Raw genomic sequence first — 21,523 nt, forward strand, 5'->3', positions numbered from 1 at the left:
AAAAAAGGGAAATACCAGGGGGACATCATGACCAAAAGTTCTGTAACCACGACGATTCAGTGGTTTATTTTTATTTTAGCTACAAACATTGTACCACCGCTCTCCATCGCTGCCTTATTCGAACTGTCGCCAGCCGACACGATGACATTCATCTCACGTTCGCTGTTCGTCTTTGCACTCTTCAGCATCATCCAGACGCTTCTCGGCCACCGACTGCCAATCTTAGAAGGACCGGCCGGGATTTGGTGGGGCGTGTTCACACTCTATGCCTCCATCGGTCCAGCACTTTATGGTAGCGGACAAGAGACGCTCCAAGCGCTCGGTTTCATGTTGTTCTTGAGTGGTGTGCTCGGTGTGGTCATGACCGTCACCGGTCTGTTGCGACGGATGCTGTCGTTATTCACCCCACAAGTGCTCGGGGTCTATATGATTCTGCTCGTCCTGCAACTGTCAGGTGCCGTCATCAAAGGCGGCTTTGGCGTGACCGAGGACGGCATTAGCATCGTTCAAGCCGTGGCGACAGCCGGTCTCGTCTTATTCGCGCTCACGCTCGAGCGGAGCCGATTCAAACAGTATGGACTCGTCATGACGCTCATCGCCGGGTTTTGGCTGTTCAACTTGCTCGGACTCGGTAACCCGATCGTCCGTTCCGAGTCATTCTTCCTCGTGCCTGAACTGTTCCCGTTCGGAACGTGGGTGTGGGATTGGAACTTGCTTCCGACCGCGTTCGTCATCACGCTCCTTCTCATGACGAACGTGCTCGCCAATATCAAATTGATTGAGCGCATCGTCAGTTCACGCGAGAAGCGCCAAATCGAAGGCAACGTCCCGGCGTCCGGCGTCGTCAGCGGCATCAGTCAAATGGTGGCGGGCATGTTTGGGACACCGGGACCGGTCGCCATCTCTGGAACGGCCGGCTTCTTATCCTCGACGGAGAGCGTCCATCGCTCCCCCCATCTCGTGGCCCACGCCGTGATGATGGTGCTCGCCCTCATCGGTCCGTTCGTCTCGCTCATCGCAAGCATCCCGGCCGCCGTCGGATACGCCATCGTCACCCCGCTCATCGCGACGATGATTATCATCGGAATTAACGAGGCGGCGTTCGAATTGAACCAGAAAACGGCATCGCTCACGGTCGGTCTCCCGCTCGTCATCGGAGCCGGCGCGATGTTGCTCCCACCTGGGGCGATGAACGATTTGCCGCCGCTCTTGGCGACCGTGTTCTCGAACGGACTCGTCCTCGGCACAATCGTTGCCTTGACGACGGCCATCCTCAGCCGCATCCACGACTAAAAAAACTGACCTCGCGTGAGGTCAGTTTTTTTCGATTACGTGCATTTGGAGCGCTTTGTCATGCGGCAAGACGGCACCGTCTTCGGCCTCGAAGTGCGCACGGTCCTTGACGTAGGTGACAATCGAACGCGTGTCACGGTGCAGTGCTCGTTTGAGCGCCTGCTCGGCTGTGACAGGTGTCCCGTCGTCGTTTTTCAACTCGAGACCCATCAGTTTATAGCCGAGCGTCTGTCCGACGCGGCGCATCTGACACGCTTCGAGCGCGTAGGCGACGAGTGTCGGCGTGATGACGGCATGGACGAACTCGCTCTTCACTCTCTTCCGGACGAGCTGTTCGACACCGTAACTGACCAATCCAGCGACGACGCTATCAATCAATACGGCTTGTGTCCGTTTTTTCGTCAGTCGCTTCATTGGCTCATCCTCTGCATCATGCCAGACGTCAATACTTCGATGCCTTGCCCTTCTTCTGCAGCCATAATCAATGCACGCGCCACGTGGAGCGCTTGAATCGGTGCGGCATCCGGGAGTTTATCGAGCAAGAACGGTTGGAGCGGACGGCTGACGACCTCGGCCGCTTTCTCGCCGAGACGGAACTCCTCTCGATCCCCGAGCAGGAGCGACGGACGGGCGATAATCAAGTGCTCGAAGCCGAACACTTTGAGCCCGTTCTCGAGCTCCCCTTTCACGCGGTTATAGAAGAACGATGAACGTAGCGATGCACCTTGTGCCGAGACGACGGCGTAACGTGTCGCCCCATGCTGTTTCGCGACGCGCGCTACTTCGAGCGGCAAGTCGAGGTCGACGTGTTTGAACGCCTGGCGTGAACCGGCGACGGCGATCGTCGTCCCGAGTGCACAGTAGACGTCATCAATCTGTGGCAACGCCTCGTCCATCCCTTCGAACCCGACGACTTCATGCAGTTTCGGATGACTCCAACGCTTTGAGCGGCGGACGACAATCCAGACTTGATCATACCGTTCCTGTTCGAGCAGCTGTTCGACGAGTTCGCGTCCGATCAATCCGGTGGCGCCAACGACAAGTGCAGTTTTCCCCATGCTTGTTCCCCCTAGTTACGTAGTTCCTTTCAGTCTAGCTGACTTGCCGGTTATCGGCAACGACCTCGGCCGGACGGAACCGGTCGACGAGTCGGAAGAACCCATTCAACAACAAGGCAGTGAACGATCCGGCGACGATGGCACTGTCCGTGAACAACTGCACCGCTTCCGGCATATTTGCGACGATGGCCGGGTTGGCCGTGATGCCAAGCCCGACACCGATCGACAAGGCGATTGTAATCAAGTTCTCATTTTTCGCAAAATCAACTTGGCTCAAAATCCGAATCCCGGACGCGGCGACCGTGCCGAACATGACGAGCATCGCCCCACCGAGAACTGGTTTCGGAATCAATGTCGTGAACGTCGCGACTTTCGGCAAGAAGCCCAGTAAAATCAATAGACCGCTCGTCCAGAAGATGACGCGACGCGATTTGACGCCTGACAATTGGACGAGTCCAACGTTTTGACTGAACGTCGTGTACGGGAAGCTGTTGAAAATCCCTCCGAGAATCGTTGCCACACCCTCGGCCCGATATCCTTTCGTCAGCTCGTTCGAGCCAATCGGTTTTTTCGTGATATCGCTCAGTGCCAAGAAGACACCCGTCGATTCAATCATCGAGATGATGGCCACGAGCGTCATGACGAGGATGGCCGAGACATCAAACGTCGGCATCCCGAAGTAGAACGGTTGTACCATTTGGAACCAACCAGCCTCACGGACCGGGCTGAAATCGACGAGACCGAGGAATGCGGCGACCCCTGTGCCGATCAAGACCGCAAACAAGACGGCGGCCGCCCGTGTGAACACGGTACCGATTCGGTTCAAGACGAGAATCAAGCCGATGGTCAAGCCACCGAGCGCCAAGTTTTGCATCGAAGCGAAGCCAGGCTCACCCGGCATCCCGCCGCCGATGTCATTGATGGCGACCGGGATGAGCGAGAGACCGATAATCGTCACGACTGAGCCGAGCACGACCGGCGGGAAGAAGCGGGCCAGTTTTCCGACAAAACCTGAAATTAAGATGACGATGATCCCGCTCGCGATAAGCGCCCCATAGATGGCGGTGATTCCGCTCGAACTACCGATGGCAATCATCGGACCGACCGCGGTGAACGTACAACCGAGCACGACCGGCAGACCAACGCCGGTAAAACGAGTCGTCCATACTTGTAACAGCGTCGCGACACCACACATGAACAAATCGATTGCGACGAGATACGCGAGTTCCGTCGGACCGAGTCCGATGGCGCCACCGACGATGAGCGGGACAATGGCCGCGCCCGTGTACATGGCGAGTAAGTGTTGGAAACCAAGGCTGGCTGTCTTAAACGTATTCATCGGACCACCTCCACGAAGGAAATCTCACCCGCTTCAAGCTTTGCGATCCGGGCGAGTGACTCGACACGGTACCCTCGTTCGAGCAACTTGTCCCGTCCCGGTTGGAACGACTTCTCGATGACGATGCCGACACCGGCGACGACCGCCCCGGCGGATTCGACGAGCTGCGTCAAACCGAGAGCGGCTTCCCCGTTGGCAAGGAAGTCATCGATGACGAGCACGCGCTCCCCGGGTTGGACGAAGCGTCGGCTCAAACTGATGCGGTTCGTCTCTTGTTTCGTGAACGAATAGACGTCCGCTTCAACGAGATCGTCTTGGAGTGTAAGTGATTTACGTTTACGTGCGAAAACGAACGGGATGTTCATCTCAAGCGCCGTCATCATGGCCGGAGCGATTCCACTCGATTCCAATGTGACGATGCGGTCAATTCCCTCGTCACGGAACCGGTCTGCGAACTCGCGTCCGATGGCTTGCATTAAGACAGGATCGACTTGATGGTTCAAGAAGGCATCGACTTTCAATACGTGTTCGGACAACGCTTGTCCTTCATCTCTGATTTTGTCTTCTAACTGCTTCATTGTTTTCCCTCCAATAAAAAATGCGATTCGTCACCCCAACCCGGGGACGACGAACCGCATGGAAACAAAACGAATGCACACGACAAGCGTCACCCGTAGTCGAACCATTTACGGTGGTTCGGTAGAGACTTGTGAGCCATATTCTCACGGATATACGAGTGCGAATCTTTTATTTATATAAGATAGGACTTATTCTAGACGATATTTTATAAATTGCAACCCGTTTTGGAAAAGACGGCTAAAAGTTCGATTTTTCTGAAACTGCTGTATACTAAAGATACTGGAAAAACGAGAGGAGCTACGTCCATTATGAAGCTATTCGTATTAGGGGCCACAGGCCGGACCGGTCATCAGTTTGTCGACCAGGCCATCGAGCACGGCCACCATGTGACCGCCTTCGTGCGGGAACAGAAAAAACTCATCCGGACACCGCAACTTGAAATCATCGAAGGCGACGTCACAGACAGCGCCGCACTGACGAACGCACTCGCTGGTCATGATGCTGTCATCAGCTGTCTCGGAACCGACTTGAGCGATCCCGACTTCTTGGCCCGCGTCACCGATGCGCTCGTCCCGGCACTGAAAGCAAACGCCATCAGTCGGGTCGTCTATCTCGCCTCGGCCGGAATCGACAAAGAGATTCCAGGTATCGCCGGCACGGTCGTCACGTTCATGCTTCGGAAACCGCTCCGTGATCACCGGGCCGCGGTCGATTTATGGCGCAACTCGTCGTTCGATTACACGATCGTGCGGCCGATGCAACTGACGGACGGTCCTCGGACGTCAGCGTATCGCACATCCGTCGACAGCATTCCCGACAACGGCAAACAGATTTCACGGGCCGATGTCGCCCAATTCATGCTGAACGCCGTTGAAGACCAACTCTTCATCCGCCAATCGGTCGGACTGGCGTACTAATTTTTTTGAATCCATGCTACAATATCGGATAGTCAACTTTGAAGGGAACGAATAAGAAATATGAGTATATTAACAGTACAAAACTTGAGCCACGGTTTCGGTGATCGCGCCATTTTAAATGACGTGTCTTTCCGTCTATTGAAAGGCGAACACATCGGCCTCATCGGAGCGAACGGTGAAGGAAAATCTACGTTCATGAACATCATCACGCGTAAGCTCCAGCCGGACGAAGGCAAAATCGAATGGGCGAAAAACGTCCGTGTCGGTTACCTTGACCAGCACGCTGTCCTCGAACGTGGGATGACGATTCGGGACGTGTTAAAGAGCGCGTTCCAATACTTGATTGACACCGAAACACGAATCGGTGAGCTCTATATGGAAATGGGCGATGCGACACCTGAACAGATGGACGACATGCTCGCCGAAGTCGGCGAACTGCAGGAAATGCTCGATTCGAACGACTTCTATATCATCGACGCGAAAGTCGAAGAAGTTGCACGCGGTCTCGGTATTTTAGATGTCGGACTCGACCGTGACGTCACGGACCTCTCAGGTGGTCAGCGGACGAAAGTATTGCTCGCGAAATTGCTTCTCGAGAAGCCGGACATCCTTCTCCTCGATGAGCCGACCAACTATTTGGACGAGGCCCACATCGAGTGGTTGAAGCGTTATCTCCAGAACTACGACAACGCCTTCATCTTGATTTCGCACGATATCCCGTTCTTAAACAGCGTCATCAACTTGGTTTACCATATGGAGAACCAAGACTTGTCACGCTATGTCGGGGACTACGACAAGTTCATGGAAGTGTACGAGATGAAACGCTCGCAGCTTGAATCGGCTTATAAACGCCAGCAGGCAGAAATCGCCGACTTGAAAGACTTCGTCGCCCGCAACAAGGCACGTGTGTCGACACGGAACATGGCGATGTCGCGCCAGAAAAAACTCGATAAGATGGACGTCATCGAACTGAGTGCGGAACGTCCAAAACCAGAGTTCCGGTTCTTGCAGGCACGCACGTCAGGTCGTCTCATCTTTGACGCCAAAAATCTCGTCATCGGTTATGATGAGCCGCTCTCACGACCACTCGACCTCCAAATGGAGCGCGGTCAGAAGATTGCCCTCGTCGGTGCGAACGGGATCGGGAAAACAACGCTGTTGAAGAGCCTTCTTGGCATGATCAACCCGCTTGAAGGAACCGTCGAACGCGGTGAGTTCTTGGAGATTGGGTACTTCGAACAAGAAGCGGCCGTCAGCAACAACACATGTATCGAAGAGATTTGGAGCGAGTTCCCATCACTCAACCAGCAACAAGTCCGTGCCATGCTCGCGAAATGCGGTCTCATGACGAAGCATATCGAGAGTAAAATCGCGGTCCTCAGTGGTGGAGAGAAGGCGAAGGTCCGTCTCTGTAAGCTCCAAAACAACGAATCGAACTTGCTCCTCCTCGATGAGCCGACGAACCACTTGGACGTCGACGCGAAGGAAGAGTTGAAACGTGCGTTGAAAGAATATAAAGGCAGTATCCTACTCATCAGTCACGAACCAGAGTTCTATCAAGACATCGTCACCGACGTCTGGAACTGCGAATCGTGGACGACAAAAGTATTCTAATCCGTGTAGAGGAAGTGGCGTATGGCTGGCCCGATTCAAGTAAACGAACGTATCGTTCTATATGACATCATTCGAGGGTTTGCCCTATGCGGCATCTTTCTCGTCAACATCCCCACAATGCTCGGAAGCGACTGGATTTCCGGTCGCGCCGACTATGCGGGGAGCGATTTACTCGTTCGGACGCTATTCGATTTGTTCGTCCAGACGAAGTTTTACACGATTTTCTCGCTCTTGTTCGGAATCGGCTTCTCGATTTTTCTCGAGCGCTCATATGCGCGCGGGGACTCGGTCGCCCGTTATATCCGCCGTATCGCGATTTTGTTTCTATTCGGACTCGTTCACCTGGCCATTTGGTCGGGTGACATCTTACATACGTACGCGATGTGGGGCTTGTTGCTCCCACTGTTTTATGGATTAAGCAACCGGGCGATTTTGACATGGGCATGGAGTTTGTTGATTGGGAGCTTTTTACTCTTCTATGTCTCATCCATGTACTTAGAATTATCGCTCGGATTTAGGTTTAGTGGTGATCCTTTCCCGGCAATCTTTAATTCTGGATTCGGCCCATGGTTCGACTATCGCTTAGACGAAGAGATTTTTGACATGTTCCAAAACTCATTTTTTGTCGGGGTTGAAATTCTAAGCCTGTTCTTGTTCGGACTTTATATCGGACGGGAACGGAAACTCCTCACGTGGAGCATCCGAGGATTGACACGGACGGCCATCATCTGTACGATAGCGGCCCTTCCGTTCTTCGCAGTCATTATTTGGCATCACTACGGTAGCGGTGCCGAATATTCGGCGACGAACTCTGCGGCTGTCCTCGTCTCTGGGAAACTGCTCGCGACGACGTACGTCTGTCTCTTTACGATTGCCGTCCGTAACGGGCGCGCATTCCGTCCACTGCAGGCGCTCGGCCGTATGGCGCTGACGAACTATTTGACGCACACGCTCGTCGTCGTCCTGCCGGTCATCGCCCTCGGCTACTACGGTCGTCTGTCGTTGACGGAAGGATTGTTCTTAAGCATCGCAATTTTGATTGCCCAAGCGTTCTTCTCGATGTGGTGGCTCAAATCGCATCGATATGGTCCGTTCGAGAAGTTATGGCGCATCGGAACATATGGAAGACAATCCAACTAGAGGGACGCCGGTTCATGCTGTTCGTGATTACGAAATCCTGACAATATATATGCGAACAAGGCTCGAAGCAGACGCTTCGAGCCTTGTTCGTTATAAAACAAAAAATGAACGCCCAGTCGATCGACAGGACGTCCATGCATTTCTTAGTTTGTGGCTGCAGCAGTCAACACAGGCACAATTTGTTTTTTACGTGAGACGACACCAGGGAGTGTCGCAAGGCCATCGACCAATTTGACGTTGAACGCCTGCTCGAATAGGTCAGTCTTCTTACCGACAACGAGTGCTTCTGAATCGTTCGTCAAGATGTTCGTGATGGCGAAGACAAACAAATCGAGTTCTTTGTCTAATATCTTCACGGCCATTGCCGCTTCGACTTCAGCTTTACGGCTCAATACATCGTTCGCGTCGACCGTGTTCACTTGAGCAATCTCGATGCGGTAGTCGCCCATCGCAAACTCTTTCGCGTCGAGCGAGATGAGTTCTGGGATCGTCTTTTGGCTAAGGTCCGCTCCGGCTTTCAACATCTCGAGACCGTATGTCTCGATATCTGTACCAGAGATAGCTGCGAGTTCTTTTGCCGCTTTGATGTCCTCGTCCGTGCATGTCGGTGACTTGAACAAGAGCGAGTCCGAGATGATCGCCGATAGCATCAATCCTGCCATGTCAGGCGCGATTTCGACACCGTGCTCTTTATAGAGTTTGAGCAAAATCGTCGCCGTGCATCCGACAGGCTCCGCCCGATAGTAGAGGGCATCTGCTGTTTGGAAGTTGGCGATACGGTGGTGATCGACGACTTCGAGGATGCGTACGTCCTCGATGTCTTCCGCGCTTTGTTGGAACTCGTTATGGTCGACCAAGATGACCGAGTTCACTTCGTCCGAGACGCGTTCCACGAGGCGTGGTGCTTTGACGCGGAAGTGGTCGAGCGCATATTGCGTCTCCCCGTTCACTTCACCGAGGCGGATCGCCTCGGCGTCCATCCCTAACTTTTTCTTGAGCTCCGCGTAAGCGAGCGCCGAGCAAATCGTATCTGTGTCTGGATTTTTATGTCCAAAGACTAGTACTGTACTCATCATACATTCTCCTCACTATGATAGTTTTCCCTTATCCATTATAACGTCTATACTCATTCTTTCAATTCCCAAACAAAAAGAGCCACTAGGGGCTCTTTACGCTTGTTCGTCTTCGTCCGTCTTTTCGAGGTCCGAATGATCCCCTTTTGAATCTTCTTCGTGCGAAATATCCGGTTGGTCTCGTTTCAACTTCTCTTGTTCTTCTTGTTCACGCTTTTTATCTTGTTCTGACATCTGTCTCATCCTTTCGGTTTTGTCATGTCGTAGACTCTTCCCCGAGCTGGATGGCTTCAAACGGATGTATTCTTTCTGTTAACAAACTGTGATGTCACGCTTGAACGAATACGACCTCGTCGCCTCGAATCTCGACGTTGACGTCTTGTCCTTGGAACAACCATTCATCCTGTTCAGCCACGACGAAGCGAATCCCGTCCGCTTCCGTTTCGACCGCCGCGTTGTCGACATCTTCTGTGATGACCCCCACTGAGAAACCGTGCGTCAAATCGGTCGAACCCCCATATTTAGCGAATAAACGCACCGTCTGGCCAGCCTCGACCTCCATCTCATCTTTAAAAAATTGGAGTGCTTCTTCTGTCACGTTAATCTTCATCTGTCATCCTCCTCTCGACTTCTGTTTCCATTCTAATCGTTTCAGAAAAGACGAGCGAGGAAGTTGCCTAGAGTGTCGTCCCCGGCAAATACGTGACCGTTAAACTGTTTGTGACCGAAGCTGCACCGTTCATTTCATCAAACGTCACGTCGAACAGCGTCCGGCCGATGTCTTCATTTGGCGAGTGCATCGTCGACAGACCGAATGCCTGACCGATCGGATGACCATCGAAGCCCAGGATGGCGACTTCATCGGGGATGCTGACACCGCGACGGCGTAATTCCCCTAAAAAACCGAGCGCCACATAATCGGACGAGAAAAAGAGCGCTCGAGGACGCTCTTGTTGACGCAGAAACGCATCGGCCAGTCCGATTCCGTCCTCACTCGTCAAGTAGCCGGTCCAGACCCATCGCTCACGCGCAAGTTCGACTTCATCGAAGTACGCCTGCTGACGCGCGATTGAGCTTGGACTGTCTTGTCGTGACAACACGATGCCGATCTCGTTATATCCGGCTTGCATCAACACGCGCAAACCGGCGACGAACGCGGTGTAATGATCGACGTGGACCGAAGAAATCGTCTGCGGCGCCCCGACGGTCGCGACCGTGATCGGACCAAACTGTCGATACGTTTCCATCTCATCGAATGACATCGTATGGGATAACAAAATCGCCCCATCGACTTCACGGTGCTTCAATAAATCAAGCGCTTGCCGCTCTTGGTCGAGTTGATATTCTGTCTGCCACATGACGAGTCGGTAATCTCTTTGGAGGGCAGCTTTCGCGAGCCCGTTGACGAACAGTCCATAATACGGATGATCTAAATACGGCAACACGACGACGAAACGCTGTGTGCGACCGGTCGATAACGTCAGCGCCTGCTGATTCCGTAAATAGCCGAGCTCGGCCATCGCCCGTCGCACCCGTTCACGCTTCTCTTTCGACACGTATGGGTGCTCATTGAGCACGCGCGACACCGTCGTCACGGATACGTCCGCATATTTTGCGATATCTCGAATGTTCGCCATCCTGTCTCACCTCAATTTGTCAGTCTTTGCATATAGTGTACCCACTCTGCCTCCTGACTGTCACCTTTCGCAATCACTTGTTTCCGGATCGCTTGGACGAGACGAAACCGTTCTTCGACGGGTAGATGAAGAAACTCGTCTTGGAAACGGGCGCACAACATTCTTCCGAGCGGCGTATACAACTGATTGATGACGAGTTCGTAGACGATCCCACTACACCATGTCTTCCAAGTTGTCGGATTCATGTTCTTTCCCTCCTTTGACTTAACCGTACAGTCTGAAACGCGTTTCAGAGCAAGTACTATTTTTATTTTGTCTATTTCCGAACATTCAGCGCTTACATGAGAATAATTTAGGTATTTTCACTCAAAATCATTGACGACAGCCTGCTCATTTTGTATAGTCATCAAGTTGATAACGTTAATTCGAAGATTGACGAACATTATTGTTCGGAGATTACTAATGATAGGGAGTTTTATTCATGAATTTTTTTCAATTGAAACAACATGGAACGAACGTTAAACAAGAAGTGATGGCCGGCATCACAACGTTCGTGACGATGGCATACATCTCCGTCGTCAACCCGGCGATTCTGTCAGACGCCGGTATCCCGTTCGCACAGGCGTTCACGGCGACCATCATCGCCATCTTGATCGGTACTGGACTCATGGCATTCTATGCCAATCTCCCGATTGCTGTCGCACCAGGGATGGGACTGAACGCATTCTTCGCGTATACGCTCGTCGCTCAGCAACAAATTGCTCCGTCAGCCGCGCTCGGCGTCGTCTTCGTCTCATCGGTCTTCTTCTTGATTTTGTCGCTGTCACCGATTCGGACGAAACTGATTCAAGCCATTCCGGCGTCGCTCAAGCATGCCATCACGACCGGTATCGGGTTGTTCATCGCCTCGCTCGGATTGAAGTTGTCAGGTCTCATCGTTGCGGATGAGGCGAACCTTGTCCGTCTCGGGGACTTGTCATCACCGAGTGTCTTGCTCGTCCTCGGTGGTTTGATCGTCTCGGCGCTCTTGTTCTCGCGGAACGTGCCGGGCTCACTCCTCATCGGGATGGTACTTACCGGAATTGCCGCCTTTTTCATGGGTCTCTTGAAGATTGAAGGCGTGACGGCGATGCCGACATTGCCGGAAGGACTGATGGTCAACCCGGTCACGGCGTTCTCAGACGTCATCCAATACGGCTTGTTCGGTGCCGTCTTGTCATTCTTCCTCGTCACGTTATTCGATACGACGGGAACACTCGTCGGAGTCGGAAAACAGGCCAACCTGTTGAAAGAGGATGGGACGATTGAGAACGGTCACCGCGCCTTGTTCGCCGACTCGCTCGCGACAATGGGTGGCTCGCTCGTCGGGACGAGCCCGTCGACGGCCTACATTGAGTCAGCTGCCGGTGTCGCTCAAGGCGGACGGACCGGTCTCACGACAGCGGTCGTAGCCGGTTTGTTCGGACTGACGTTGTTCTTCAGCCCGCTCATTGGTGCCATCTCTGGTGTAGCCGCCATCACGGCGCCGGCGCTCATCATCGTCGGAGCACTCATGTTGACGAACGTCCGCTATATCGATTGGACGGACTTCAGCGAATACTTCCCGGCGTTCATGACGATTCTCATCATGCCGCTCTCGGGCAGTATCGAACGCGGGATTGCCTTCGGATTCATCCTGTACCCAATCTTCAAAGCGATGAACAAAGAGACGGTCCACCCGCTCATCTACTTGTTCGGCGCACTGTTCATTTTGGAAATGTTCTTCTTATAAGTTAGATTCGTGCCCTCGTCGACCGACGGGGGTTTTTCTGTTATCGAGCACGGGAACACTGTCGTATATCAGTTCTATCCTGAATCTCGATTCATTATCATTTAGTTCTCAATTAGTAAGGATTTGACATTTATTTGAGAGATTCGTTCCATTTTTCTGTTTTGTGTCTATTTATTATGGAATAATAACCGTGAAACCGTTTACGAATTAAACTATGAACCGGAAAGAAGGAATGGACATGCCTAAAGTGGCACTGTTCGTCACTTGTCTCTCTGATACGTTGTTCCCATCGGTAGGACAAGCGACGGTCGAACTATTAGAACATCTAGGTTGTGACGTCAGTTTCCCGTTTGAGCAGACGTGTTGCGGGCAGCCCGCCTATAACAGCGGCTACCATGAAGAGACGAAGAAGATTGCGAAGCATATGATCGAGACGTTCGAGAAGGCTGATGCCGATTATATCGTCGGCCCGTCCGGCTCTTGTGTCATGATGATGCGCGACTATCCGCACTTGTTCAAAGACGACCTCGCCTGGAAGATGCGGGCCGAGGCCCATGCGGCGAAGACGTTCGAGTTGACGCAGTTCATCGTCGACGTGCTCGAAGTGACGGACGTCGGGGCCAAGTTCCCGGCCAAGGCGACGTACCACGCCTCGTGCCATATGACGCGCTTGCTCGGCATCGAGGCGGCACCGGGTCAGCTGCTTAAAAATGTCGACGGCTTGACGATGCTCCCACTCGAGAACGTCCACAACTGTTGCGGCTTCGGGGGAACGTTCTCCGTCAAGATGCCGGACGTCTCGGTGCAGATGGTCGATGAGAAGGTCGAATCCATCTTGAACTCCGGGGCCGAGGTGCTCATCGGGGCGGACGCCTCGTGTCTGATGAACATCGGGGGACGCCTCCATAAACAAGGCCATCCGATCAAAGTGATGCATATCGCGGAAGTGTTGAACGAAGGGGTGAAACAAGCATGAGCATGGGGATTCGGTTAGATGAGAAGTTTCAGGAGCGACGCAAGGACGGGATTGATAACCCGTTCATGCGTCAAGCCGTCAGTTCGGCACAGAACCGTCTGCGCGACGGAAGATTGAACGCGGCAGGTGAGCTTGGGGATTGGGAAGCGTTTCGGGACCACTCGGAAGAGATTCGCCAACACGTGCTCGAGCATCTCGACTATTACTTATATCAACTGAGCGAGAATATTTCCAAACGAGGCGGCAACGTCTTCTTCGCCGAGACGCCGGAAGAAGCGAACCGGTACATCCGGGAAGTCGTCCGCGCCAAGAACGCCAAGCATGTCGTCAAATCAAAATCAATGGTGACCGAGGAAATCGGGCTGAACGAGGCGCTCCACGAGGAAGGATGCACGGTCGTCGAGTCCGATCTCGGGGAATGGATTCTGCAGCTCGACAACGACCCGCCATCGCATATCGTCGCCCCGGCCCTCCATAAAGACCGGAACGCCGTCCATGAGACGTTTACGGCGCACGGCTACGAAGGGACGAACGACCCGACCGAACTCGGCCGGTACGCCCGTCGAGAGCTCCGGAAAGACTTTTTGAAAGCGGAGGTCGGCATCACCGGCTGTAACTTCGCCATCGCCGAGAGCGGTGCCGTCGGTCTCGTCACGAACGAAGGCAACGGCCGCATGGTGACGTCGCTTCCGGACACCGTCATCTCGGTCATGGGGATGGAGCGGATCGTACCGTCGTATGAGGAGTTCGAGGTGCTCGTCAATATGCTATGTCGGAGCGCCGTCGGTCAACGACTCACCTCGTACATCACGACGTTCGCTGGCACGCGCGGTCACGGCGAAGTCGACGGACCAGAGGAGTTCCATCTCGTCATCGTCGACAACAAACGCTCTGGTATCCTCGGCACACAGTTCCAATCTGTGCTCCAATGCATCCGCTGTGCGGCCTGTATTAATGTCTGCCCAGTCTACCGCCATATCGGTGGTCACGCCTACGGCTCAATTTATCCGGGCCCGATCGGTGCCGTACTCGCCCCGCTCCTCGACGGATACGAGAATTATAAAGAATTGCCATACGCCTCGAGCCTATGCGGTGCCTGTACGGAAGCCTGTCCGGTCAAAATCCCGCTTCACGAGCTGTTGATTGAGCATCGTCGGGTCATCGTCGAGGAGAAGAGACAATCACCGTTCGTCGAGCGCATCGCCATGAAAGGCTTCGCCGTCACATCCTCGAGTCCGTTCTTATTTGAAGCGGCCGAACACATCGCGCCGTTCGCATCGTCCCCGTTCACGAAAGCGGGACAAATCGACAAAGGGTTACCGGCGTGGACGGATTCGAAAGACTTACCACAACCCGCCAAGCAGACGGTGCGGGATTGGTTCAAGAAACGGGGGAATGCAGAATGAATCCAGGCACAATCACCAATCGCGAGGATTTTCTAAAACGAATCGCAGGGCAACTCGGACGTGACGTCGATTTGACGCCGCCGAAACGAGTGTATAAGCACCGACCGCAAGACGAGGTGTTGAAAGATGCGTCCGACGAGGAACTGCTCGAAACGTTCCGGATGGTCGCGACACGCATCCACACCGACGTCGTCGAATGCGAGTCGGCCAACCTCGATGATACGCTCCGTCTGTTAATTGATCGGTATGAAGGGAAGGCCATCATCGCTGAACATGACGACCGGATTCAGGCGTGGGCCCCAAACACGAGCGAATCGTTTGACTGGTGGGATGTGGAGCGCCCGGAAGACAGCCGTGCCCTCGCCATAAAAGCCGATATCGGCATCACGATTGCCGACCAGGCCCTCGCCGAGAGTGCAACCATCGTTCAATACGCAGCACCCGGCAAGTCACGTACAATCAGCCTATTGCCGCGCGACCATATCGCCATCATCCCGAAATCGGTACTTGTCCCGCGGATGACGCAGGCGGCCAAACAATTGGCCGACCTCGACCGCTCCGGTGATCTCAACTCGCCGAACGGAGTCAACTTCATCTCAGGTCCATCGAACTCGGCCGATATCGAGATGAATTTGATTGTCGGGGTGCACGGACCAGTCCGTGTCGCCTACTTGCTCGTCCACGATCTGTAAACAAAAAGACTCGCGCGTGAATAGCTCACGCGCGAGTCTTTTTCATGCTTATTCGACGGTGATGCTCCCGTTGGAGCTCGTCAGTTTGAGTTCGACCGTCCCGTCCCCGAACGTCCGCTCGTTCGCCCGATCCCCGAACAGTTCGACTTTGCCGTTTCTCGTCTTGGCCCGGATGACGGCGTCACGCGGATCTCGCTTCAAACGCACATCGATGCGTCCGTTGTTCGTTTTCAGACGGACCGGATGCTCGAGCACATCGATGACACAGTCGATGCGTCCGTTCGATGTCTTCGCCTCGACTGCCCCTGTCACGTCATAGATATCGAGACGGCCGTTCGACGACTGAACATCGAGACGATCCACAGTCGAGCCAAGCACTTCCACGCGTCCGTTCGACGATTGCGCGTCAAGGTCCTGCCCTGTCATCGACGTGAGACTGACTTTCCCGTTCGAAGAGCGGAACGAGCCTCGCTTGGCGCTAACAGTATGGCCCGTGATGCTCCCGTTCTCACTCTCAACTTCGACCGATGCGGCCTCGAGATTGCGCACGTCACAGGAGCCGAGACGATTTTTCAAGACGACTTGCTCATACGCATGGCGTGGTAGCTCGACGTGTAACACCGGTGCCTTTGTCACTGCCCAGGCGAACAAGTTCGACAGACCGAACCGGCGCTCTGATTCGATTCGAATCTCCAGGGTGTCCCCAACGATCTCCATCGTCACCCCGTGGTCCCGTTCCGTCTCGAGCGTGGCGTAGGCAAAGCCGTCATGAGACGGCACGACTTGGACGTGTGCTTGCAGGACGTTAATCGAGACGTTGCGAAACGCCACGTTCTGGCTTTTGACAACGGCCGGTTCTTTTCGTACGTCAGGCGATGGATCGACCGAACCAAGCAACTCGCTCGCGAGCGCGCTTGGCGCCCCGAGTTCCTCAATCATCGCCGCATCTGTCTTCCCGTCGATTCGTCCACTCGCAAAGTATTCCGACACATCCCGTAAAATGTCGACCCGCTCGATGACGCTCATTCCCATCAGTAACCGTTCGAGTTCCAATAAATATTGTTCTTCTATCATTTGTCCGTTCCCCCTTCAATCAATTCGTTGACACCGGTCGTGAACGCTTCCCATTCCGCACGTAGTTCTGCCAAATGAGCTTTCCCCTGTTCTGTGATCGTGTAATACTTTCGCGGTGGTCCTTCTGCCGACTCCTTTAAGTACGTTGTGAAGTACCCGTCCGAGGTGAGTCGCCGCAGGAGCGGATAGACGGCCCCTTCCGAGATGGCGACTTTTACCGAGATGGCTTGCACGAGCTCATACCCGTAGCGGTCATGCGTCTCGACGAGCGCGAGCACACATAAATTGAGTACGCCTTTCTTGAACTGAGGGTTCATTTCTTCGCCTCCTCTACTATATATTAAACAATAGCTTATCATCCACTATTATTCAATAGATAATAGTTAAATTTCCGCTTATTTCTTGATTGGTGGAAACAACTGGTTCAAATCTGTACAATGAAGGAACGACACTCGCAGGATATTTGTCACAGTAGGAACGTACGCAGTTCCAGGAAGGAACGGTCTTTATGAAAGCATGGATTGACCAGCGGATCGGAAGACAGTTTTTATTCGTCTTCTATTTATTCATCGGACTGATCCTCCTTACCTCACTCGCCGTGTACATGTATACGGAAAACCGAATCGAACAAACGACGTCATCGCTCGAGAACATTAGTGAACGTCGCACGAACGCGACTGAACTATTCGAGACGTGGCAGTCGATGCAATATGAAATGCGCGGGTATGTCATCCTCGGCGACGATGCGATGCTCGCCCGCGTGAAAGAAAAACAAGACTTAATTGAGATTCAGACCGCATGGTTCGAGACGAACGCGGTCACTGAAAAAGAGAAGACGTATGCAAGCGACGCACGGACGCTATTCTCGGCCTATCAACAACGCGTCATGCCGAGTCTAGAGCGATATGTCATCGCCAAACGCGAAGGGACGGTCACAGAACCGTTTTTGAAAATGCCGACGCTCGGTAAAGTGACACCGCAAGCGGAACCGCCTGCCGACCGCAAATTTAAAATCAACTCAAAAAGTGCAGCTGACATGAGTGCGAGCATCGTCGATATGGAGACGGTGTTCACCGAATACCGCAACTCGTTGAATGAAGAAGAGAATCAGTTGCGAGAACAACTCGCCACTCATACAAAGTGGGCGCAAGTGCTCTGGCTCCTCTCCCTCCTCGCCGTGTTGCTCGTCCTCTTTATCGTTGCTCGTCCTTACGTGAAACGATTAACCGGTCAACTTCAAGAGTTGATCGTCAACAGTGAACGATTGGCGGATGAACGCATCATTCCGATTCCAGCGGCCGTATCTTCACGAAACGAGGTCGGACAATTGACGAACTCATTCCGTCAAATGGCCTCTTCGCTCGCGACACAACGCAACCAAGTCGAGGAAGAACGCGAGAAGACGGCGCGCCTCCTGCACTCGATTCGTGATGCGGTCATTTATGTCGAGCATACGACACATGAGAAGTTCGCCAACCAGGCCCTCTTCATCATGTTCAATCAAGCCGCCACGAAACGGAACGAGATGGACTTGTATCGTTTGGATGCCGATTTAGAAGAACTTGGTTTCCAAGTCGATCAGAAAGACTCGTTCTTCTCATTCATGCGCCGCGCGTTTGATGGCGAGAGCATGGAAGAAAGTGTGACGTTCTCGATGAATCAAGAAGAACGCTTCATTCAGATGTATGCGGAGAAAATCCACTTGCGCGGCACCCGTCACGGCACGATGCTCGTCTTCCGGGACGTGACACAAGAGACCGAGGTCGACCGTTTGAAAACGGAACTCGTGTCGACCGTGTCGCACGAACTGCGCACACCGCTCACGAGCATCATCGGTTTCACCGAGCTGCTTCGCTATCGGACGATGCCCGCGGAGCGCATCGATCAATATTTAGGGATGATTCACCAAGAGACGCTCCGTCTCGAAGACTTGATTTCCAACCTGCTCGATGTGCAACGGATGGAGTCCGGAAAACAGACGTACCATAGCCGACCCGAGAGCTTGCATACGATTTTAAAAGAAACGATCGCCATCCATCAAGGTGCGAGTGAACATCATCAGCTCGACCTCGAATGTGATACGAATCTATATGTATACGGTGATCGAGATCGCTTGAGTCAACTGTTCACGAACTTGCTCCACAACGCGATCAAATATTCACCAGAAGGTGGAAAAGTCGCCGTCTGTGTCACGAATGACAAGTCCGATGTCATCGAGATTTCGATTCAGGACACCGGCATCGGCATTCCGACGTCGGCGCTACCGAAACTGTTCGACAAGTTTTATCGCGTCGACAACTCGGCCAGTCGTAAAATCGGTGGCACGGGCCTCGGCCTCGCCATCTGTAAAGAAATTGCCGAAGGACACGGCGGAACGATTCGCGTCGATTCGAGCGTCGGCCACGGCTCGACATTCACCATCATCTTGCCGAAATACGCGGCGGAAGATCAACTAAGCAGTTAATAGACAAAGGGAGACGCCGCTTGACGCGGAGCCTCCCTTTTATCATTGCACTTTATTTTCAGGACCGAATGATGGATAGAGCGACAAGCCTCCGTCCGCGAAAATCGTCGCGCCGGTGACGTATGATGACTCGTCTGAAGCAAGCCATGCCGCAACGGCCGCAATCTGTTCCGGACGACCAATCTCATGAGTCGGGATGAGCGCCTCGAGCCCTTTCTTCTCTTCAGGGTCTTGCATCGTCTCTTCATTGATTGGTGTGTCGATGGCGCCTGGTGCGATGCCATTGACACGAATTTTGTTCGGTGCGTACTCGAGGGCGACCGATTTCGTGAACATCTTCACGCCACCTTTACTCGCCGCATAATGCGTATAGCCTGGACGTGGAATCACTTCGTGCACCGATGACATGTTGATGATGTTCCCTTGAATCTCATGGTCGACAAAGTATTTGAGGGCGGCACGTACACCGAGGAACGTTCCCGTCAAATTCGTATCGATGATTTTCTTCCAGTTATCGAGCTCCATCTCGTGCGTCTTCGCCTCGACCTGTACGCCGGCATTGTTGACGAAAATGTCCATCTTCCCGAACTCCGATACGGCCGTTTCAATCATCTTCTCGGCGAGACCCTCTTCGGCGACGTCCCCTTTGACCGCGACCGCTTTCCCGCCAGCAGCCTCGATGCCTTCAATGACTTTGTTCATCTCGTCCTCGCTGCTACGATAATTCAAGACGACATGAACCCCTTCCTTCGCATATCGTTCCGCGATGGCGCGCCCGAGTCCTTTCGAACTCCCGGTGATGACCGCGACTTTTCCTTTTAGTTCTGGATAGTTAGCCATATCAATTCCTCCTTCATCTCTTCTCGATTTGTAGTTCCCTCATTCCCCTCTTGTCGAAACCTTTCCGCCTGTTTTTTGAATATTTTTGGTAAATCTACTATACTGAAACAAACTATTCGTTTTCAGGGATTCTCCTGAACGACATACGACTTAACGTTAATGGAGGTGACTCCCCGATTTTTGGGGGAATTTTTGGACAGTCCCATGTTACTCAGCTTATTGATCGTCGCCTTGCTCATTTTTATGACCGCCTTTTTCGTGGCGGCCGAATTCTCCATCGTCAAAGTGCGTGGGGCCCGACTCGACCAACTCGTGCTCGAAGGAAACCGACGGGCCGCTGTCGCCAAGAAAGTGATTGAGAATCTCGATGACTCGCTATCGGCCTCACAGTTCGGCATCACACTCGCTGCCCTCGGGCTAGGCTGGATTGGCGCGGACCAAATCGAAGGGATGATTCAACCGCTCGTCGATCGCTTGAACGTCTCATCGTCGCTCGCGACCATCCTATCTTTCTTGATTGCCTTCTTGCTGATTGCCTTCTTACACGTCGTCATCGGGGAACTCGTCCCGAAAACGCTTGCTGTGCATGAAGCCGAACGCTTGACGTTACTCGTCGCCCGACCGCTCTATTTCTTCACGAAATTACTGTATCCGTTTATCCATGTGTTGAACGGGACGGCCCGGTTGACGTTGCGCTTGTTCGGCGTGCAGACGACCGCACAAGAGACGGCGCACTCGGAAGAAGAACTTAAGATCATCATGACCGAGAGCTTCCGCAGCGGAGAAATCAACGAGAATGAGCTCGCCTACGTTCAAAACATCTTCTCCTTCGACGAACGGATCGCCAAGGACGCGATGGTCCCACGAATGAACATGGTGACCATCGACGAAGAAGACTCGATTGAGACGATTATCGCTACCGTCCAAGAACATCAATACACCCGTTATCCGGTCACGCGTGATGGCGACCGCGATGACGTGCTTGGCTTCATCAACGCCAAACAATTATTCACCGCTCAACTCGTCAAAAGCGATGCCCCGTTCGAGACGTTCATTCATCAGCTTCCACTCGTGACGGAATTCACACCGCTCCAAGAAGCGATGGTGAAAATGCAGAACGCGCGGACGATGATGTGTCTCGTCATCGATGAGTACGGCGGTACGGCCGGTCTTCTCACGATCGAGGACATCCTCGAGGAAATCGTCGGAGAGATTCGTGACGAGTTCGACCGTGACGAACAGGCTGAAATCACCGAAGTCACACCCGGTCATTACCGCTTGTCCGGTCTCGTCTTGACGCAAGAGATTGAAGAACGGTTCGGCATCGAAATCGAGGATGACGTCGATACAATCGGCGGATTCGTCTTATCGCAAAAAGCGAATGCCCGCACCGGTGAACGGTTCGTCTTACCGGGCGAACATGAACTGATCGTCCGTGAAATCGACAATCACCGCGTCGTTTTCGTCGATTTGATTTTAGCCCATAAAGACGAGATTCAACCTGAACTCGACTGACTCAATGGACCGCCCTCCCCAATTTTTCGGGGAGGGCTTTTCGTGGAGCGGTCGAACTGTCGCTATATTTTCATGTCTTGTCGTGATATACTGCACATATGTTGCTAATTTGAGTGCGTGTCACTCATTGACACA

At 53.2% G+C, this 21,523-nt stretch carries 22 protein-coding genes and 1 riboswitch; of the genes, 10 read left to right on the forward strand and 12 right to left on the reverse strand.

The window, feature by feature from the left end; translation table 11 throughout:
* Positions 1 to 27: 27 nt before the first annotated feature.
* Positions 28 to 1,293, forward strand: coding sequence for a purine/pyrimidine permease (locus KNP81_RS03700; protein WP_214718494.1), 1,266 nt, complete (start codon positions 28 to 30; stop codon positions 1,291 to 1,293).
* 21 nt (positions 1,294 to 1,314) lie between these two features.
* On the opposite strand, the gene KNP81_RS03705 is transcribed toward KNP81_RS03700, so the two are convergent.
* From KNP81_RS03705 to KNP81_RS03720, 4 genes are read right to left on the reverse strand one after another with little or no spacing between them, the layout of a single operon-like run.
* Positions 1,315 to 1,707, reverse strand: a complete 393-nt coding sequence (locus KNP81_RS03705) for an RDD family protein (protein WP_214718496.1) — start codon at positions 1,705 to 1,707, stop codon at positions 1,315 to 1,317.
* The gene (locus KNP81_RS03710) at positions 1,704 to 2,351 is read right to left on the reverse strand and encodes an NAD(P)H-binding protein (RefSeq protein ID WP_214718498.1); all 648 of its coding nucleotides are present in this window, start codon (positions 2,349 to 2,351) and stop codon (positions 1,704 to 1,706) included. Before KNP81_RS03710 ends, KNP81_RS03705 begins: the two co-directional genes overlap by 4 nt.
* A gap of 34 nt (positions 2,352 to 2,385) precedes the next feature.
* Positions 2,386 to 3,690 (reverse strand): nucleobase:cation symporter-2 family protein, encoded by a 1,305-nt coding sequence (locus KNP81_RS03715; RefSeq protein WP_214715076.1) that lies wholly within the window; start codon positions 3,688 to 3,690, stop codon positions 2,386 to 2,388.
* Positions 3,687 to 4,268 (reverse strand): xanthine phosphoribosyltransferase, encoded by a 582-nt coding sequence (locus tag KNP81_RS03720; RefSeq protein ID WP_214718505.1) that lies wholly within the window; start codon positions 4,266 to 4,268, stop codon positions 3,687 to 3,689. Before KNP81_RS03720 ends, KNP81_RS03715 begins: the two co-directional genes overlap by 4 nt.
* A 76-nt stretch (positions 4,269 to 4,344) precedes the next feature.
* Positions 4,345 to 4,446: riboswitch (purine riboswitch) on the reverse strand.
* Positions 4,447 to 4,577: 131 nt separating this feature from the next.
* Between KNP81_RS03720 and KNP81_RS03725 the strand changes: the two genes are divergently transcribed.
* From KNP81_RS03725 to KNP81_RS03735, 3 genes are read left to right on the forward strand one after another with little or no spacing between them, the layout of a single operon-like run.
* Positions 4,578 to 5,186, forward strand: coding sequence for an NAD(P)-dependent oxidoreductase (locus tag KNP81_RS03725; protein WP_214718507.1), 609 nt, complete (start codon positions 4,578 to 4,580; stop codon positions 5,184 to 5,186).
* Positions 5,187 to 5,246: 60 nt separating this feature from the next.
* Entirely contained in the window at positions 5,247 to 6,800 is a 1,554-nt protein-coding gene (locus tag KNP81_RS03730; protein ID WP_021068083.1) for an ABC-F family ATP-binding cassette domain-containing protein, read from the forward strand.
* Positions 6,801 to 6,821: 21 nt separating this feature from the next.
* Positions 6,822 to 7,940, forward strand: coding sequence for a DUF418 domain-containing protein (locus tag KNP81_RS03735; RefSeq protein WP_214718509.1), 1,119 nt, complete (start codon positions 6,822 to 6,824; stop codon positions 7,938 to 7,940).
* 143 nt (positions 7,941 to 8,083) lie between these two features.
* On the opposite strand, the gene KNP81_RS03740 is transcribed toward KNP81_RS03735, so the two are convergent.
* From KNP81_RS03740 to KNP81_RS03760, 5 genes are all read right to left on the reverse strand, one after another.
* Positions 8,084 to 9,013 carry a manganese-dependent inorganic pyrophosphatase gene (locus KNP81_RS03740; protein ID WP_214718511.1) on the reverse strand — a complete coding sequence of 310 codons (930 nt, stop codon included), beginning with the start codon at positions 9,011 to 9,013 and terminating at the stop codon, positions 8,084 to 8,086.
* Between the two features lie 96 nt (positions 9,014 to 9,109).
* Positions 9,110 to 9,247, reverse strand: coding sequence for a hypothetical protein (locus KNP81_RS03745; RefSeq protein ID WP_214715087.1), 138 nt, complete (start codon positions 9,245 to 9,247; stop codon positions 9,110 to 9,112).
* 94 nt (positions 9,248 to 9,341) lie between these two features.
* Positions 9,342 to 9,623, reverse strand: coding sequence for a HesB/YadR/YfhF family protein (locus KNP81_RS03750; protein ID WP_214718512.1), 282 nt, complete (start codon positions 9,621 to 9,623; stop codon positions 9,342 to 9,344).
* Between the two features lie 67 nt (positions 9,624 to 9,690).
* Positions 9,691 to 10,650 (reverse strand): LacI family DNA-binding transcriptional regulator, encoded by a 960-nt coding sequence (locus tag KNP81_RS03755; RefSeq protein WP_214715097.1) that lies wholly within the window; start codon positions 10,648 to 10,650, stop codon positions 9,691 to 9,693.
* Positions 10,651 to 10,661: 11 nt separating this feature from the next.
* Positions 10,662 to 10,895 (reverse strand): hypothetical protein, encoded by a 234-nt coding sequence (locus KNP81_RS03760; protein ID WP_214715099.1) that lies wholly within the window; start codon positions 10,893 to 10,895, stop codon positions 10,662 to 10,664.
* 236 nt (positions 10,896 to 11,131) lie between these two features.
* On the opposite strand from KNP81_RS03760, the gene KNP81_RS03765 reads away from it, so the two are divergent.
* The 4 genes from KNP81_RS03765 to KNP81_RS03780 all read left to right on the forward strand — a co-directional run bounded on the left by KNP81_RS03765 (position 11,132) and on the right by KNP81_RS03780 (position 15,495).
* Positions 11,132 to 12,421 (forward strand): NCS2 family permease, encoded by a 1,290-nt coding sequence (locus tag KNP81_RS03765; protein ID WP_214715101.1) that lies wholly within the window; start codon positions 11,132 to 11,134, stop codon positions 12,419 to 12,421.
* Positions 12,422 to 12,659: 238 nt separating this feature from the next.
* Positions 12,660 to 13,397 carry a (Fe-S)-binding protein gene (locus KNP81_RS03770; RefSeq protein WP_214715103.1) on the forward strand — a complete coding sequence of 246 codons (738 nt, stop codon included), beginning with the start codon at positions 12,660 to 12,662 and terminating at the stop codon, positions 13,395 to 13,397.
* Between the two features lie 2 nt (positions 13,398 to 13,399).
* A complete protein-coding gene (locus tag KNP81_RS03775) occupies positions 13,400 to 14,803 on the forward strand; it encodes a LutB/LldF family L-lactate oxidation iron-sulfur protein (protein WP_380082842.1) in 1,404 nt (467 codons plus the stop codon).
* Positions 14,800 to 15,495 (forward strand): LutC/YkgG family protein, encoded by a 696-nt coding sequence (locus tag KNP81_RS03780; RefSeq protein WP_214718513.1) that lies wholly within the window; start codon positions 14,800 to 14,802, stop codon positions 15,493 to 15,495. The genes KNP81_RS03775 and KNP81_RS03780 overlap by 4 nt, the downstream gene beginning before the upstream one ends.
* Before the next feature lie 48 nt (positions 15,496 to 15,543).
* Here the strand turns inward: KNP81_RS03780 and KNP81_RS03785 are convergent, their stop codons facing one another.
* The gene (locus KNP81_RS03785) at positions 15,544 to 16,569 is read right to left on the reverse strand and encodes a DUF4097 family beta strand repeat-containing protein (RefSeq protein WP_214718514.1); all 1,026 of its coding nucleotides are present in this window, start codon (positions 16,567 to 16,569) and stop codon (positions 15,544 to 15,546) included.
* On the reverse strand, positions 16,566 to 16,886 hold the full coding sequence (locus KNP81_RS03790; RefSeq protein WP_214718515.1) for a PadR family transcriptional regulator: 321 nt from the start codon (positions 16,884 to 16,886) through the stop codon (positions 16,566 to 16,568). Before KNP81_RS03790 ends, KNP81_RS03785 begins: the two co-directional genes overlap by 4 nt.
* 191 nt (positions 16,887 to 17,077) lie before the next feature.
* On the opposite strand from KNP81_RS03790, the gene KNP81_RS03795 reads away from it, so the two are divergent.
* Positions 17,078 to 19,033, forward strand: a complete 1,956-nt coding sequence (locus KNP81_RS03795; RefSeq protein ID WP_214715110.1) for a HAMP domain-containing sensor histidine kinase — start codon at positions 17,078 to 17,080, stop codon at positions 19,031 to 19,033.
* A gap of 42 nt (positions 19,034 to 19,075) precedes the next feature.
* On the opposite strand, the gene KNP81_RS03800 is transcribed toward KNP81_RS03795, so the two are convergent.
* Entirely contained in the window at positions 19,076 to 19,873 is a 798-nt protein-coding gene (locus KNP81_RS03800; RefSeq protein WP_029596296.1) for a glucose 1-dehydrogenase, read from the reverse strand.
* Between the two features lie 192 nt (positions 19,874 to 20,065).
* On the opposite strand from KNP81_RS03800, the gene KNP81_RS03805 reads away from it, so the two are divergent.
* Complete coding sequence (locus KNP81_RS03805; protein ID WP_035385700.1) at positions 20,066 to 21,388, forward strand: hemolysin family protein; 1,323 nt, start codon at positions 20,066 to 20,068, stop codon at positions 21,386 to 21,388.
* Positions 21,389 to 21,523: the final 135 nt, after the last annotated feature.

Origin of the sequence: Exiguobacterium sp. s149 (assembly GCF_018618395.1) — a bacterium.
Lineage (GTDB): Bacteria > Bacillota > Bacilli > Exiguobacteriales > Exiguobacteriaceae > Exiguobacterium > Exiguobacterium chiriqhucha.